Below are 15,254 nucleotides of genomic sequence, written 5' to 3' on the forward strand. Positions count from 1 at the left end.
AAACTGTATTATGAGACTTATGCGTCTTCGCCGCGTTTGACGTATACATGATCGACGATGCCAAAATCCTTAGCTTCTTCAGCGGTCATGAAGTGATCGCGGTCGAGTGTCTTCTCAATTGTCGCGTATTTTTTGCCCGTATGCTTGACGTAAATTTCATTGAGACGCTTCTTCATAGCGAGGATATCCTGCGCATGACGTTCAATATCGGATGCCTGACCGCGGAAACCGCCTGACGGCTGATGAACCATGATACGGGCATTGGGCAGAGCGACGCGCATATCCGGATCGCCAGCGCAGAGCAGTAACGACCCCATAGACGCCGCTTGGCCGATGCAAACTGTACTCACGGGGCAGCGGATATACTGCATGGTATCGTAAATCGCCATGCCTGCCGTCACAACGCCGCCGGGCGAGTTAATATACATGCTGATCTCTTTCTTCGGGTTCTCGGACTCAAGAAACAGGAGCTGAGCACAGATAGACGCGGACATATTGTCCTCAACTGGGCCTGTCAGAAAGATGATACGGTCGCGCAACAAGCGCGAGTAGATGTCAAAAGCGCGCTCACCGCGCGATGATTGCTCGACTACGGTCGGAATCAGATAATTGGTGACAGAGTTCAGCTTCTCGATCGGATCGTACATTCAGGGGACTTTCGGTCTGTGGTCTTCCGGCAGGACGCCAGAAAGATGTTTTAATCTATATTGCGATGCGCGGGCCAAGGCGCAAGGGCTGGCCTCCGCTCCATTCCCTATCCGATTCAGAAGTTAAGGACCGCCTATCACATATGAAAAAGCCCGGCGCGATGGCCGGGCTCGATCATAAGGATGTCCGAAGCTCTAGAGCATTGGATCCTCTTCGAAGAGTTTCTCACGGTCGACCTTCTTGTCTTTGACCGTGGCTTTTTCAGTGATCAAAGCGACCACTTTTTCTTCGTAGATAGGCGCACGGAGTTGCGCCAACGCTTGTGGGTTCTTCTGATAGAACTCAATGACTTGCTGCTCTTGTCCTGGGTAGCGACGCGCTTCAGCGATCAGAGCACCCTGCAGTTCTTCATTGGAGATATCGATTGTCTCTTTCTGGCCCATTTCAGCCAAAACAAGACCGAGGCGAACGCGACGCTGCGCGATTTTGCGATAGTCTGCTTCGAGTTCTTCGTCTGACTTAGCGGCGTCATCGTCATCCAGCTGACCGGCTTCTTTTTCGGCCTTCACCTGGTTCCAGATGTTTTCAAACTCAGTTTCAACCATGCCTTTAGGCAGTTCAAACTCATGCTTGCTGTCCAGCTCGTCCAGGATAGAGCGCTTAAGCTTCATCCGGCTCTGCCCTTCAAGCTCTGATTCGAGTTGTTCCCGAACGGCGGTCTTGAGCGCTTCGAGATCATCCATGCCGAATTTCTTCGCGAATTCATCATCGATCTTAGCTTCGGTCTCGCCTTGAACTTCGTGGACCTTGGTCTTGAAGATGGCTTCTTTGCCAGCCAACTCAGACGCTTGGTAATCTTCGGGGAAGGTTACGGTGACGTCTTTGTCATCGCCCGCCTTCACACCGATTAGCTCGTCTTCAAAGCCCGGAATGAATGTACCAGAGCCGATAACCAGCTGGTGGCCTTCCATGGCCCCGCCTTCAAACTCTTCACCGTCAATAGACCCGACGAAGTCGATCAGAACCGCATCGCCCTTTTTGGCTTTCGCAGTCTTGGCCTTCTTCTTGTAGGATTTCTGACTTGCGCCCAATTCCTTCAAACGCTCATCGACGATTTCCTCGTCGAGCTCAGTGACCAAGCGTGTGAACTTCAAAGTCGTAGGATCAACGGCTTCAAATTCAGGAATGCTCTCAACCGTCATATTGTATTCGAGGTCGGCATTACCGTTAGTGACATCTTCGCCATTCGCACGCAGGTCGATTTGCGGCTGACCGGCTGGGCGTAGATTATTATCATTGATCGCTTGTTGGCTGCTCTCATTGAGAACTTCTTCCACCACATCTTTCATGATGGACTGGCCAAACATCTTACGGATGTGCGCTGCTGGTACTTTGCCAGGGCGGAAACCCTTCAAAGAGACCTGCGGCTGCATTTCCTTGATCTTGGCGTCTAGCTTTTCTTCGAGCGCCTCTTTTTTGACCGTGACCTGGTATTTCCGGGTCAGGCCATCGGCTTCAAGTTCCTTGATATCCATAGGTCTTCTCTGACTAGTCTTAAGGCATTACGAGCGCGTCCGGTCGACACCGGGAGATATTCTCCGATCTGTCTGGGGCGAGCTCATTCTAAAGTTCGCGGCGCTATGCCACGCGCGGCTCAGGGATTCAACAATCAAGCCATGTCTAATTTCAGCAGCACTCAATAGTCGATTCCTGTCAATTTGACTATAGTTTGCCAAGACAGACTTAACCCTAATCGCGCATAGACCCCTTATGATGGATCCGAGCTGGCTTCTTTACCTCGGCATCTTCCTTGGCCCATTTGTCCAAGAAGATGCTGCCGTTATCGCTGCTGCGACTCTATCAGCCGCAGACGCTGACCATTTTCCTGTGATTTTCTTTGTCATACTGAGCGGGCTATTTCTGTCTGACATCTGGAAATATTGGATTGGACGGGCGGCGCATACATCTACCCGCGCGCGCGCTTATGCCGAGAGGGAACATGTCATGGAATTTCGCGGCAAGGTGAAGCGCAACCTTATCATCACACTGTTGACGGCCCGATTCTTGCCACTCGCGCGCGTTCCGGTCTATGTGGCTTGTGGCTACTTCAAGGTCAGTTACCCTAGGTTCTGCGCCGTCATCTTTGCGACCGCCCTACTCTATTGCACAGTCATCTTCGCGTTGTGCCACGGCCTCGGAGAACTGTTTGGCGACCGAATCGAATATATCATGACATCGCTGGCGGTTATTGTGATCGCACTGGCCGCTATAACTTTTGGGATCCGTCGTAACTGGCAAAAAAACTAGGGCGCCTTTGCTGATGCCATAGCGACAGCTTCTTCGATCAAGCCCTGTTTATCCGCTTTGATAATCCAAGCGACGATATCTTTCATGGCGAGATCATTCGCCTTTTCAATAGCCTCGACAATGGACGAGACTCGCGCAGCATCGGCACGAACCTCGTGCCGGGTCGTATAGGTGCTAATTAGCCGACGATCCGTCGCGTTCGCCAAACTGGCCGTGTAGCGAACGATAGCCAGCGGAGCACTCGCCTCACCCCGATCGAACTGGGCTTCGAAATTCTTGATCGTGATATGTACACGCGTATCCGTTCGAGTGCCGGATTGCGGCAACACGCCGATGATAGAGGCTTCGCGAGACAGAGCGTCGACCAACGACTCCTGTAACATGGTCGGCGTCCCTTCGGGCCACTTGGCCTGTGCCGCCGTCGATAAGCGACGACCATCCGGCGACACAACAATAGACCGCGTATTGAAGATGCTGGTCGCAGAGGGACGGTCGACGCGAATGACCCGTGCCCCTGGATCAGGTTGAACACTGTCGCCTGACAGAGACAGGCGGTAGACAATTTCGGCAGGAGCCGGATCCGGAATGATAGAGCAACCCGTCACCAATGTGGCGGCGGCGAGTGCAAGGGCTGCGTTTCGAATCATTGGGGCAGCTCCACAGTGTCGGCTTCAGTGCCGGAAATGAATTCTAACGGGCTCTGTTCCATCGCATCGGCGACGCGGCCAAGCGAAAGAACCAGACGCCGAATAGCATCAACCGTTTCTTCCAAGTCTGTGAGGCCAGAGTTGGACAGACGATTGACGGCGTCACGCGTGTCGACAATCAGCTCATTGGCCTGAGACGCTGTGCCTTCAAAGGCATTCAGTGTTTCGTCTACTTCGCCCATCGTCGTTTCAATGCGAGTGAGTAGAACAGGGACATCTGTTTCAATCACGGCATCAACCGATTCGAGTGTCTCTCTCGCCGCATCAGCCATGCTCCCGACTTTTCGGACAGTCGTCCGCGCATCAGAGACCAAGCCGTTGACATTTTCCATATCAAGATCGGAGAAGTCGAGTTCAGCCGTGATCCGGTTAATATTGCGCAGCGTGCCTTGGACGTCCGCGATCGCCTCATCACTCAAAATGTCGTTGACCCGCTTCAAGGCGATTTGCGCTTGTTCAACAACTGAACCGCCGCCTTCTAAAATGCTAGAAAGCTGATCCGCACGCCCTTCTATCCGGCGAGCATCACGTCCCCCCGGCATATCCTTGATCAAAGGGAATTCCTCACCACCGGCGAATATCTGAAGATAATTGAGACCTGTCAGACCCAAAGGCTCCAGCGCCGCGTAGCTTTTCGTATCAACGGGCGTATTCGCATCGATGCGAATATCAGCGAGCACCGTATTCGGATCCTCCCGATCCAAGCGGATCGCCGTAACTTCACCGACCCCAATACCGTTAAAACGAACTTCCGAACCCGGTGACAGGCCGCGGACAGGCCCCTGAAACGCAACCTGATATTCATCGAACTTTTGATCGAATTCGGACCCCGTCAACCAGAGAATAAAGCCGACCGTGGCGACAAGCGCGACAAGCACAAAGCTGCCAATCAGAGCGTAATTTGCTTTGTTTTCCATGCCCTAATGCCCTGCGGTCGCGCCGCGCGGCGTCGCCCCTTTTTGTTTGGTCGCAACCTTTTGCCCGGGTGTCGACAATGCGGCTCTGGACCGGGGCCCGCCGAAATATTCTTTTACCCAAGCATGGTCATACTGCTCAACCACATCCAACCTATCATAGACTGCAATCCGCTTGTCTACCAGCACAGCAACACGGTCGCAGATCGCATAAAGGCTATCGAGGTCATGCGTAACCATCAACACCGTCAGATCCAGCGCGTCCCGGAGACTGAGGATCAGCGTATCAAAGGCATGTGCCCCGATAGGGTCAAGACCAGCTGTCGGTTCATCCAAAAACAGGATCTGCGGGTCCAGCGCTAGTGACCGCGCGAGACCGGCACGCTTCTTCATACCGCCCGATAGATCGGACGGATAGAGAACCGCACTTTCAGGCGGCAAACCGACCATGTGGATTTTCATATCCGCCAATTCGCACATCAGCGCTTTTGACATATCAAGATGCTCGATCATCGGCACCATGATATTCTGACGAACGGTGAGAGACGAAAACAAGGCCCCACCTTGAAACAAAACGCCCATTTCATTCTTCAGACGCATCTCTTCCACAGGGTCGAGATCCGATCGACGTTTGCCAAAATAACGTATCTCCCCGGCCTCGGGGACCTTCAACCCAAGTAAAGTATTCATCAGGACAGATTTACCCGACCCAGACCCACCAACTAACCCAGCGATTTCTCCTCGCGTGATCGCAAAGTCGAGATCCTTGTGGATCACATTCGTTCCAAACTGGGTCAAAATCCCAGTGGCTTCGATCGGCGAAGTATCAGCGGATTCGACGGGTTTCATGATCAAACGCCCAGCTGGTAGAATAAGACAGCGAACATCGCGTCAATCAGGATGACAGCGAAAATGGCTTGAACCACTGAAGTCGTCACGCGCGACCCAAGGCTATCGACGGAACCACTCACGGCCAGGCCTTGACGACACCCGACAACGGCAATCACGAGCGCGAAAAACGGCGCTTTGACCATACCGACCCAGAAATGCTGAAGATCGACAGTTTCTTGCAGGCGGCTAAAAAACAAGGCTGGCGAAATCTGCGTTGGGGTCGCCCAAGCAACAATCAGGCCTCCCAGAATTCCGCTCATCATCGCCAGAAATGTCAGGATTGGTACTGTCAGCAGGCAAGCAATCGCGCGCGGGATCACGAGTGTCTCGAATGTATCAAGCCCCATGACAGTCATCGCGTCGATTTCCTGACGCATTTTCATTGCGCCGATCTGCGCGGTGAAGGCCGACGCTGAACGCCCCGCAATCAAGATCGCCGTGATAACAACAGCGAGTTCACGCAACATGGCCACACCGACCAGATCGACCATGAAAACGGAGAAACCAAGCGCGCCGAGCAAGTTCGCCCCCATATAGGCGATAACTGCACCGATAGCGAAGGACAGCATCGCCACGATGGGCGCAGCATCCAGACCGATTTCTTCCATCAGTGCGACGATAGATTTGACGCGTAAACGGCGCGGGTTCAGCAGAACACCGAAGAACATGACAAAGAATTGGCCGACAAACGCCAAAGTGGCATAAAGCTCGTCCCAGAACCGCAAAGTCGCCCGACCAAGGCGGTCCAATATATCGTACCACTGCCGGGGTTCCATTGGGGGCTCACCCATTTGGGCGTCCGCCGCAACGCTCAGTAAAGTTTTCTGCGCCGGTGTTCCCCCAACCAGCTGCCAATCTTTGATGTCATCACCGACGCGCATGGCTTTCGTCAGCAGATAAGCCCCCGCTGTATCCATGTCTTCAACACCGTCGAGATGATAATCGACAGAGTCATAGGTCACAGCCCCATAGTCGCGCTCAAGCGCGTCATTAATCGAGGCGGCGGTTTCAATAGTCCAAACACCACGCGCCGTGACCCGGAGCCGCTGGCCTTGGACTGAGAGATCATAATGTGCCGGTGCGGTCAGCATTCCCCGGACGTGCGCCAGCCCTAGAGTCGGGTCAAGTGCCCAGACATAGCATTAGGCTCGGAGTCATCCCGCTTATTATACAGAATTAGGGGTTGTCGTGAGGTTTAGCCGAGACCTGATGCGGCACTTAACGCCAGCTTTCCAGACTGCGTCATACGAACGCGAACACCAAATTCGTCAGTGATCGTGCGCAAGCGATCAACCGAGACCCGATACTCGGTCAAAGCTTCGATAGACCCACCCGGCAGGGCCTCGCTGAAAACCCGAGACGCGCGTTCTGAAGCGATCAAAGCGGCCTGCAGACTTTCCAGTTCATCATTCAGCTTTCGATCCGCCGGCGCGACTTCGAGATAAATTTCTGCGGCGCGAGCCGTCTGTTCAACATGGCGTTTAGCCAGTTGAATATCTTGAACCACGACAGACACTGGTCTCACAGTCGCTGCATAGCCCTCATCCGGCGCGGATACGGATTTAGCGGACAGACCATTAAGCAACATGTCAGCCGCCGCATGCATTTTCCGCTGCGACGCCTTTTCGCCAAACCCATGCGAGGCAAAGGTGGCGCGAAGTTTTTCAACGGCGCGCTGAACGACATTACTGTCTTCAGGACCAGCCACATCTGCGGAGGCAGTCGATGCCCCGCTCATATTCTGCAAATCGACGGTCGCACACCCTGTGCAAAGGAGTGCTGTACTGGCGAAGAGAATAACCCGTGATCTCATCGTCTGTCCTTGAATCTGAGGCTTAGCCCGTTTTTATGTCGTCGCGTTGGTGGCTATTCTAGCCGAACTAATTGAACTCTGTCTGAATGCGTTTGTTAAAAGGCAGTCAGACTTACGCGTCTAATTGTTTCTCATTCTAGGAGAAATACGCCCCATAGACTGACGAGACCAGCACTACGGCGACAAAGATTGGCGCCACAAATCGCGTCAGGAACAGCAGAATATTGCCAAGGCCTTCACTGCCTGCAAACTCCTCAGCAATAATGGCCTTATCGAGACGCCAGCCAACGAACAGGACGATCAGCAGACCAGCGGTCGGCAGCATGACCTGACCCGTGAAGGTATCGATCGTATCGAGTGCGAAGGTTGGGCTTTCGGTCGTTTGTCCAAACACGCTGATCAGGCCGACAGCGATCATAATCGCACCCATTGTCCAAGCCGCCTTGGCTTTGGACATTTTAAAGCGCTCGGACACGAAAGCCACGGAAGGTTCTAATAAGCTGACCGATGAGGTGATGGCTGCGAAAAAGGCGAGGAAGAAGAAGGCCGCGCCGACAACTGTTCCGATTGCGCCCATGGATGTGAATGCGTTTGGAAGCGTGATGAAGAACAAGCCAGCGCCTGACGAGGCTTCCAAGCCAAACGCAAAGACGATCGGGAAGATTGCCAAGCCCGCAATCAGAGCAACGCCTGTATCTGTCAAAGCCACAAGGACCGACGCTTTCGGGATCGAAATGCTCTGAGGCAGATATGAGCCGTAAGTAATCATAATGGCCGAACCGATGCCGACTGAGAAGAATGCTTGTCCCAATGCAGCACTAGCGACGCTACCATTGATCTTGCTGAAATCTGGGGAGTAGAGGAAGGATAGAGCCTGCGCCGTACCGCCATTTCCGGCGTTGCTGATCAGAGCAAACAGCGCCAAACCCGCCAGAAGAGCGAAGAATACTGGCATCAAAATCTTGGCTGCCAGCTCAATACCGCGATTGACCCCGCGCGAGACGAGCCAAATCGTAATCACAGCAAAGATTAGGAACCAAGGCAGGACCTGCATCGGCGTGGAGATGAAGTTGACGAAAACTCCCGCGACCTCGTCAGCACTTTTGCCGGCAAAGTCATTGCCCAAGAATTTGAAAATGTAGCGGATAACCCATGCAGCCACGACGCAGTAAAAAGTCACGATTAGGAAGCCTGCAATCATTCCGACCCATGATAAGACCGTCCAATTGCGTGTTACTTTGGATTTGATCGCGACTTCAGCGATACTATCGACGGCATTGGCTGACAGGCCTGCCCGACCAACCAAATACTCACTCATCAAGACCGGAATACAAACCAGCACGACGGCTAGCAAATAGATCAGAATGAAGGCTGCGCCGCCGTTGGAACCGGCTTCGCTACTGAAGCGCCAAAGGTTCCCGAGGCCGACTGACGAGCCGACCGCGGCCATGATAAATGCGAAGCGCGACGACCATTGTGCCGTCCCGGGAGCTGCTGGCATATCTGAATTCCCCAAAACCAGACATCTGATTAGGGACTGTGTTCGTCGCGTCAAGGAATCAGATGCGGGTTCACGCTAATGAAAATTCACGATATCTTAGGTTGCGTCACACAAATGCGACCTATGCGTGTTCTTCTTGCCGAAAACAATCTATCGAACAGTCTAGTCGCGCGATCAATTTTGGAACGCGAGGGTCACGTCGTGACCATAGTGCCCAATGGCGTGGAAGCCATCGGTCGAGCGAGAGTTGAACCTTTTGATATTATCCTGCTCGACATCGTCATGCCGGTCATGGACGGCTTGGAATCGGTGCAATATCTGCGACCGCCCTTGTCAAAAATGTTGGTTTCAGTCCGACCTTACGTGTTCGCACTCACGGCTTATGATCGACCAGACGATATTGCTGCCTACCAACAGGCTGGATTTGACGGGGTGATTGCCAAGCCCCTGCGTAAAGGTGATCTCCACGCATCCTTTTCCAGGGTGAAAAATGGCGATGGGCCCACTCTGACGCCAACTCTAACGGGAATTGCGGCAAATTCACCTGATGCGGCGTCGCGACCCTTATTGGACGAAGCTATTATCCGTGATGGAGCAGGCTTGGCAGACGACGTTACGCGCGAACGCATATGGCGCAGTTATCGGCAGGGCCTGTCTGCGGCATTGCGTGAAATTTCTAGATGCCTGCCCGGCTGCCTGAACCGAGACGTACACGATACTGAACGGTTTCAAGCCGCTCTCCATTCTCTGCGCAGCGCATCACTGACGGTCGGTATGGACCGCGCCCCTTACTTAGCGAGCGAATTACGGGGCGCACCGATCGAGGACCTCACAACCGGGGTCGCAAAATTACTGCATGCTGTACGCGACAGTTTACCGCAGCTGGAACAAGCGCTTCTGGACATCTCTGCTGAGTCAGTCGCTACGCGGTAATTGTGTGCCCGTGTGAAGGTGCGCAGAGAGCATCAGCCCAAAGCCACCCATAACGACCAACACGACCGTCCCGCCATAAGATACGAGCGGCAACGGTACGCCGACAACAGGGACCAGCCCCATCACCATGCCAAGATTGATGAAGGTATAGAGCGCGAACGTCGTCGAAAGCCCAAGAATGAGAAGCCGAGAGAACACTGCCTTACACTGCATTGAGAGCCGGATGCAGGCGGCAATGACGGCGATGTAAAGCCCCATCAGAGCCAACGACCCGATGAATCCAAATTCCTCGCCAATCACGGTCGAAATGAAATCCGTTCGATTTTCGGGGACATAGCCCCCTTGCCGCTGAGTCCCTTGCAGATAGCCTTTTCCGGACAATCCACCTGACCCCAAGGCAATCTTCGACTGTGTAATATGATAGCTGGCACCTGCAGGATCTCGGCTCGGATCGAAAAAGGTCAGCACCCGCTCACGCTGATAATCCCGAAGGCCGAATTGCCATACAATCGGAACGCTGATCGCAGCCAAAATAGACGCCAGTGTAATCACCCGCCAACTCACGCCTGCCAAGAAAATCAGCGCAGCCCCCGTCGCGCAAATCAGCAAAGACGTCCCGAGGTCAGGCTGACGCAAAACCAGCGCCATTGGAACCGCAACGAGCAAAAGCGCTCCAAGCAATCCGAAGGGGTCCGAGACACGCCAGCTCGGCAAATCATGATAATAGCGGGCTAAAGCGAGAACAATGGCAGGCTTTACGAGTTCAGAAGGCTGAATACGGATCGGCCCTAGATCCAGCCACCGGACTGAGCCATTCACATTAACGCCGAAAAGTTCAACGCCCAACAATAAGAGCAACGCACCGAAATAGGCCGGATAAGCCAACGTGTACCAAACACGAATATTGGTCATGGCGACACAGATCATAATGATGAAAGCAAAGGCGATCCGCACACCATGCTGCATAGCGCCTTGGCTCCAGATACCATTGGTTGCGGATAGGATTGCCAAGACGCCGACAACGCCCAACAAGCCCGCTAAAACGGGTAAAAGCCAATTGATCTGATAGAGCTTATTGCCAAAGCCATCGACCTCTTCGAACCGCGCCGTCATAAGCGCGCTCGATCTGATGACGCATCCGTATGCGGACCGAGCCCGTCACGACGAAGCGCTTCGCCGAGAACAGCCCGCGTGATCTCGGCCGCACGGCCCGCCCCAGAGCCAGCATGTTCCACGACACAACCCACGGCAAAGCGCGGGTTTGTATAGGGCGCATAACCGACAAAAATAGAATGATCGCGGTACTTCCAAGGCAGTTCATCATTTTTGATAACGCCACTGGCGCGTTCGGCGCGTGAAATACCGCGGACTTGAGATGTCCCCGTTTTTCCCGCCATATCCAAGCCCGGAATGCCGAGGCCATTATTTCGATACGCCGTGCCGCCCGGTTCCTCGCATACGCTCCACATTGCATCTTGAACGAAACTGATATGCGCCGGATCGATTTCCAGCGAACTAAAAACACCTTGATCGACACCTGCGAACAAGCTGGGAGAAACGGCATTATATCCGTTCGCCAGTCGCGCCACCATCACGGCCAGCTGCATCGGCGACGCCAGCACAAAACCCTGACCAATCGATGCATTAAGCGTGTCGCCCATGCGCCAACCTGCGCCCAGCCGATCGCGCTTCCACGTCGGCTCAGGGACAATACCGCGCTTCTCGCCCGCAACGCCAATATCGTGCCGCTGCCCGAGACCCAGACGGCGCGCGGATGCCGCAATAGCCTCCACACCGATCACCTGTGAGATTTCATAAAAATAGGTGTCACAGCTATGTTTGAGCGCATCTCGCATGTTCATGGCGCCGTGACCTTCGGGCTTCCAACAGTGGAAAAGGCGATTACCCAAACGGACTTTCCCACCACAGAAGATGCGACGCTTGGGGTCAACCTTTCGGCTTTCCAAAGCCGCCAGCATGACCGCCATCTTATAGGTCGACGCGGGCGCATAACCGCCAGACAGAACCTTGTTATATTGCGGCCGCTTTTCGTCACTATTGAGCGCGTCCATATCAGCTTGGGTCAAGCCCGATACGAAGAGGTTCGCATCGAAAGTTGGCATGGACAGCAATGTCCTCAACTCGCCCGTCATCACGTCCATGACCGCAATCCCGCCACTATCCTCGCCAAATTGTTCAGCGGCAAAGCGCTGCAAGGGTGCATCCAGTGTCAGATAAACATCATTGCCCGGACGCGCGGCGTCCCCCGGCTCTGGCCATTCGCGGACGACACGGCCCCGGGCATTCACCTCGACTTTAAGCTTTCCCGCCTTCCCGCGAAGTTGCTTATCAGCGGCTTGCTCAACGCCCGTCTTGCCAATCCGAAAAGCGGGCTGCAGCAGCAGAGGGTCTTCATCCTTAGCAAGGTCGGCATCGTTCGCTTTGCCAACATATCCGGTAATGTGTGAGAACAACCCATCATCCGGATAGGCGCGCCCTTCCCCGGCTGTCGGTATGATCCCTGGCAAGGCATGAACCCGCATGTTCAGCGCGGCAAAGTCGTCCCAATCCACATGGTCTTTTACGCTGACCGGAACAAAGTCCGGACGACGCGCCACATCGCGGCGAATGCGTTTCAACTCTCGATCTGACAGGCTGATCACCTCCCCCAACTGAGACAGGGTCAAGGTCAGATCGTCGATTTGTTCAGCGACTAGATAGACACGATAGTCGAGCGTGTTGCTCGCGAGTGGCTCACCATGCCGATCTCGGACAAGGCCCCGACTGGGCAACACAGTTTGATAGTTGAACCGGTTCTCTTCGGACAGAGCGAGATAGTTTTCACTCTGCTCGATCTGCAATTGATAGGAACGGCCCGCGAGAATACCGAAAATGCCGAGCCCGCCCGCGCCCAGAACGGCTGTCCGACGCGTGATTTGCGCTTCAGATTTGGCCTCCTGAGCCTTTTTCGGATTGCGACGACGGGCCACGCTCAATCGTCCCGCGTCATTCGACCAGCCAAGCGGTCACGAAGGCTCACGATCAATGGTGCAATAATGGTAGCGACAACAAGACCGCGACCGAGTGAACCCCAATCTGGCCAGCTTTCATAAACCACCCAGCCCGTCAGGATAAGGACAGGGACACCCACCATGAGGGCTAGCATAAACCGGGTCATGCCCGCCCCCAGACCGCGCGCAAGATTACGAATGTCAGGACGGATGAGCGCATAGCTGAGCAGAAACACCAACGGCCATTGCCCGGGTGCACCCCATGTCGTCCAATCAACCCACAGTCCGCCAACCAGCAAGAGAATACCTGACGGCCAGACACCGACCCGACGTGGCCACAAAGCGACAACCACAAAGGGCAACCAGGTTAACGGCCAGCTTTCATCAAATAGCCGGACATCAACGGCACTGATGAGACCTGTGATGAGTAGCGCAAAAGCCGCTGGAACAAGTTGTCCATTCCGTTGCGCTGGGCTGATGCCAAGATAGGCCATCACCCTGCCTCATCAATGGGCGTTTCGATTGGCGACGGTGTATCCACATCCCGCACGTCCGCAACGCCCTCAAAGGGGAGTACGAACACCCAATCAATGGGTTTGGCCAGAAAATCCAATTCAATACGAAGATCATCTTCCGAGATGACGGCTCCAACAGGCAGACCTCGCGGCAAGCGTCCATCATCGCCAGATGTCACAATTCGGTCGCCCGCCTTCCACGCTGTTGGATCAGCAACAAAAGCCAAGGTTGGATAATCCGTGTTGCCGCCTGCCAAAATTGCCCGCGCGCCCGTCTGCACACTCATGACGGCAACACGACTATTTAGATCGTCAAGGCGGAGGACTCGCGCCGAACGTCGTCCCGCGCTGACCACATGTCCGACCAACCCCGCATCGGACAAAACCGCATATCCATCATCAATACCCGCGTTGCGCCCAGCGCCGAGCAATAGCGAACGGACAAACGGACTAGATGGATCTGAAACGGCTCGTACAGCGATACGTTGATCGGGAATATCGCCAGCAATCTCAACAGCAAGTAGGGCTTCTAAACGGTACTGTCGGTCCTGGTTGGCCCGCAAACCATCATTCTCGGCGCGTAGCGCAGCGAGTTCAGAGCGGAGAGCCTTATTTTCTTGCAAGGCCCGCCGCCCATCTTCAACGTCGGCCACGGCGTTTTCAAGGCTTCGAAAGGGCGTGCCGAGTAGCGCCGCAATGGGGGCTTGGACGTCGCTGGCGAGAAGTGGCGTGGTTCGACGTTCAACGGCGGCGTCGCGCTGTGTAAACAGCATAACCGCGCTCAAGACGATCAGCAGAAGCAGACCGACGCGACCTTCATAACTATCCGATCTTGATCGGGCCACACTTCCGCAACGCCCCTATATCATGCGTAATTAGACATCAGTCTTAAGAACGCTTTTCCACTTTTTCAGATTTTCGACAACGGTTCCTGATCCGCGCACCACACAGGACAAAGGGTCATCCGCGATAAACACAGGCAGTTCTGTACGATTTCGCAGCTCTATGTCGAGGTTACGGAGAAGCGCCCCACCGCCCGTCAGCATGATACCTTTATCGACAATATCGGCAGCCAGTTCTGGGGGAGTCGCTTCCAGCGCTGTCTTCACAGCCTCTACGATCTGCTCGACTGGTTCGGCGAGGCTTTCTGCAATCATCGCCTCTGAGACGCGGATTTCGCGCGGGACGCCATTCATCAGGTCGCGGCCTTTGATCTGGACGCTCATACCTTCATTATCAGCCGGCATAGTCGCAGACCCGACTTCCTTCTTGACCCGTTCGGCTGTCATTTCACCGATCAGAAGATTGGTCGTGCGGCGAACGTAATGGATAATCGCGTCGTCCATTTTATCGCCGCCAACTCGGACGGACCGCGAATACACAATCCCATCAAGGGACAGCACGGCAACTTCCGTGGTCCCACCACCAATATCAACAATCATAGAGCCCGCAGGCTCATGGATTGGAAGTCCGGCACCCAGCGCGGCGGCCATCGGCTCTTCAATGAGATAGACTTTGCGCGCGCCAGCTTGCTGCGCCGACTGGTAAATCGCCCGCTCTTCAACAGCGGTCGCGCCCGACGGGACACAGATAACGACTTTAGGTTTGCCGCGGCGCATGAAACCCGCTTCGGATTTTACCTTCTTGATGAAATGTTCGATCATCTTCTCGGCAACATCGAAGTCAGCAATCACGCCGTCCTTCATCGGACGAATAGCTTCGATGTTTCCCGGCGTCCGTCCCAGCATCATGCGCGCATCGTTGCCGACGGCATGAACGACCTTGCGGCCATTTTTAATGGAAAAGGCGACAACGGAAGGTTCGTTTAAGACGACATCGCGCCCCTTCGCATAGACCAGCGTATTCGCTGTTCCGAGGTCGATGGCGATGTCGGACGAGAATGCGTCCAGCAGTGAAGAGAACATTTATGGCTCCGCCCGGTTTCGCGCCAGCATGTTAGATCAGACCATCAGCAATATCATTACACCCGTATGAGGCGAATCCGCTCGGTCTT

At 54.5% G+C, this 15,254-nt stretch carries 15 protein-coding genes; 2 read left to right on the forward strand and 13 right to left on the reverse strand.

Translation table 11 applies throughout. From position 1 onward, the window contains the following. Positions 1 to 17 precede the first annotated feature (17 nt). Positions 18 to 647: an ATP-dependent Clp protease proteolytic subunit gene (locus QQL54_RS07225; protein WP_284389102.1), complete on the reverse strand. Its 630-nt coding sequence runs from the start codon at positions 645 to 647 to the stop codon at positions 18 to 20. Between the two features lie 195 nt (positions 648 to 842). Then, positions 843 to 2,183, reverse strand: coding sequence for a trigger factor (tig, locus tag QQL54_RS07230; protein WP_284389104.1), 1,341 nt, complete (start codon positions 2,181 to 2,183; stop codon positions 843 to 845). Positions 2,184 to 2,418: 235 nt separating this feature from the next. Between tig and QQL54_RS07235 the strand changes: the two genes are divergently transcribed. Continuing rightward, positions 2,419 to 2,955 carry a DedA family protein gene (locus tag QQL54_RS07235; RefSeq protein WP_284389106.1) on the forward strand — a complete coding sequence of 179 codons (537 nt, stop codon included), beginning with the start codon at positions 2,419 to 2,421 and terminating at the stop codon, positions 2,953 to 2,955. Here the strand turns inward: QQL54_RS07235 and QQL54_RS07240 are convergent. From QQL54_RS07240 to QQL54_RS07265, 6 genes are all read right to left on the reverse strand, one after another. Then, positions 2,952 to 3,602, reverse strand: a complete 651-nt coding sequence (locus QQL54_RS07240; protein WP_284389108.1) for an ABC-type transport auxiliary lipoprotein family protein — start codon at positions 3,600 to 3,602, stop codon at positions 2,952 to 2,954. The genes QQL54_RS07235 and QQL54_RS07240 overlap by 4 nt on opposite strands. Next, positions 3,599 to 4,579: an MlaD family protein gene (locus tag QQL54_RS07245; protein WP_284389111.1), complete on the reverse strand. Its 981-nt coding sequence runs from the start codon at positions 4,577 to 4,579 to the stop codon at positions 3,599 to 3,601. Before QQL54_RS07245 ends, QQL54_RS07240 begins: the two co-directional genes overlap by 4 nt. A gap of 3 nt (positions 4,580 to 4,582) precedes the next feature. Further along, on the reverse strand, positions 4,583 to 5,425 hold the full coding sequence (locus QQL54_RS07250; protein WP_284389114.1) for an ABC transporter ATP-binding protein: 843 nt from the start codon (positions 5,423 to 5,425) through the stop codon (positions 4,583 to 4,585). Positions 5,426 to 5,427: 2 nt separating this feature from the next. Next, the gene (locus QQL54_RS07255; protein ID WP_284389116.1) at positions 5,428 to 6,558 is read right to left on the reverse strand and encodes an MlaE family ABC transporter permease; all 1,131 of its coding nucleotides are present in this window, start codon (positions 6,556 to 6,558) and stop codon (positions 5,428 to 5,430) included. A 104-nt stretch (positions 6,559 to 6,662) separates the two neighbouring features. Continuing rightward, the gene (locus QQL54_RS07260; RefSeq protein WP_284389118.1) at positions 6,663 to 7,280 is read right to left on the reverse strand and encodes a hypothetical protein; all 618 of its coding nucleotides are present in this window, start codon (positions 7,278 to 7,280) and stop codon (positions 6,663 to 6,665) included. A gap of 136 nt (positions 7,281 to 7,416) precedes the next feature. After that, positions 7,417 to 8,781: a sodium-dependent transporter gene (locus QQL54_RS07265; RefSeq protein WP_284389120.1), complete on the reverse strand. Its 1,365-nt coding sequence runs from the start codon at positions 8,779 to 8,781 to the stop codon at positions 7,417 to 7,419. Between the two features lie 123 nt (positions 8,782 to 8,904). Here QQL54_RS07265 and QQL54_RS07270 point away from each other — a divergent pair, with 123 nt between their 5' ends. Continuing rightward, positions 8,905 to 9,714 carry a response regulator gene (locus QQL54_RS07270; RefSeq protein WP_284389122.1) on the forward strand — a complete coding sequence of 270 codons (810 nt, stop codon included), beginning with the start codon at positions 8,905 to 8,907 and terminating at the stop codon, positions 9,712 to 9,714. Here the strand turns inward: QQL54_RS07270 and rodA are convergent. From rodA to QQL54_RS07295, 5 genes are read right to left on the reverse strand one after another with little or no spacing between them, the layout of a single operon-like run. Continuing rightward, entirely contained in the window at positions 9,697 to 10,827 is a 1,131-nt protein-coding gene (gene rodA / locus QQL54_RS07275) for a rod shape-determining protein RodA (protein ID WP_284389124.1), read from the reverse strand. The genes QQL54_RS07270 and rodA overlap by 18 nt on opposite strands. Beyond that, entirely contained in the window at positions 10,824 to 12,704 is a 1,881-nt protein-coding gene (gene mrdA, locus QQL54_RS07280) for a penicillin-binding protein 2 (RefSeq protein WP_284389125.1), read from the reverse strand. Before mrdA ends, rodA begins: the two co-directional genes overlap by 4 nt. A gap of 2 nt (positions 12,705 to 12,706) precedes the next feature. Continuing rightward, entirely contained in the window at positions 12,707 to 13,219 is a 513-nt protein-coding gene (locus QQL54_RS07285; RefSeq protein ID WP_284389127.1) for a hypothetical protein, read from the reverse strand. Beyond that, positions 13,219 to 14,085 carry a rod shape-determining protein MreC gene (gene mreC, locus QQL54_RS07290; RefSeq protein ID WP_284389129.1) on the reverse strand — a complete coding sequence of 289 codons (867 nt, stop codon included), beginning with the start codon at positions 14,083 to 14,085 and terminating at the stop codon, positions 13,219 to 13,221. Before mreC ends, QQL54_RS07285 begins: the two co-directional genes overlap by 1 nt. Before the next feature lie 30 nt (positions 14,086 to 14,115). Then, positions 14,116 to 15,165 carry a rod shape-determining protein gene (locus QQL54_RS07295; RefSeq protein WP_284389131.1) on the reverse strand — a complete coding sequence of 350 codons (1,050 nt, stop codon included), beginning with the start codon at positions 15,163 to 15,165 and terminating at the stop codon, positions 14,116 to 14,118. Between the last annotated feature and the right edge of the window lie 89 nt (positions 15,166 to 15,254).

This window comes from Algimonas ampicilliniresistens, assembly GCF_030159955.1.
Lineage (GTDB): Bacteria > Pseudomonadota > Alphaproteobacteria > Caulobacterales > Maricaulaceae > Litorimonas > Litorimonas ampicilliniresistens.

Excerpts from the sequence above, each read along its gene's own strand:
- QQL54_RS07240 (WP_284389108.1), bottom strand. The coding sequence starts at position 3,602 with ATGATTCGAAACGCAGCCCTTGCACTCGCCGCCGCCACATTGGTGACG.
- QQL54_RS07250 (WP_284389114.1), bottom strand. The coding sequence starts at position 5,425 with ATGAAACCCGTCGAATCCGCTGATACTTCGCCGATCGAAGCCACTGGG.
- QQL54_RS07265 (WP_284389120.1), bottom strand. The coding sequence starts at position 8,781 with ATGCCAGCAGCTCCCGGGACGGCACAATGGTCGTCGCGCTTCGCATTT.
- QQL54_RS07225 (WP_284389102.1), bottom strand. The coding sequence starts at position 647 with ATGTACGATCCGATCGAGAAGCTGAACTCTGTCACCAATTATCTGATT.
- QQL54_RS07235 (WP_284389106.1), top strand. The coding sequence starts at position 2,419 with ATGATGGATCCGAGCTGGCTTCTTTACCTCGGCATCTTCCTTGGCCCA.
- QQL54_RS07295 (WP_284389131.1), bottom strand. The coding sequence starts at position 15,165 with ATGTTCTCTTCACTGCTGGACGCATTCTCGTCCGACATCGCCATCGAC.
- tig (WP_284389104.1), bottom strand. The coding sequence starts at position 2,183 with ATGGATATCAAGGAACTTGAAGCCGATGGCCTGACCCGGAAATACCAG.
- QQL54_RS07255 (WP_284389116.1), bottom strand. The coding sequence starts at position 6,558 with ATGCTGACCGCACCGGCACATTATGATCTCTCAGTCCAAGGCCAGCGG.
- QQL54_RS07245 (WP_284389111.1), bottom strand. The coding sequence starts at position 4,579 with ATGGAAAACAAAGCAAATTACGCTCTGATTGGCAGCTTTGTGCTTGTC.
- rodA (WP_284389124.1), bottom strand. The coding sequence starts at position 10,827 with ATGACGGCGCGGTTCGAAGAGGTCGATGGCTTTGGCAATAAGCTCTAT.
- QQL54_RS07270 (WP_284389122.1), top strand. The coding sequence starts at position 8,905 with ATGCGTGTTCTTCTTGCCGAAAACAATCTATCGAACAGTCTAGTCGCG.
- QQL54_RS07285 (WP_284389127.1), bottom strand. The coding sequence starts at position 13,219 with ATGGCCTATCTTGGCATCAGCCCAGCGCAACGGAATGGACAACTTGTT.
- QQL54_RS07260 (WP_284389118.1), bottom strand. The coding sequence starts at position 7,280 with ATGAGATCACGGGTTATTCTCTTCGCCAGTACAGCACTCCTTTGCACA.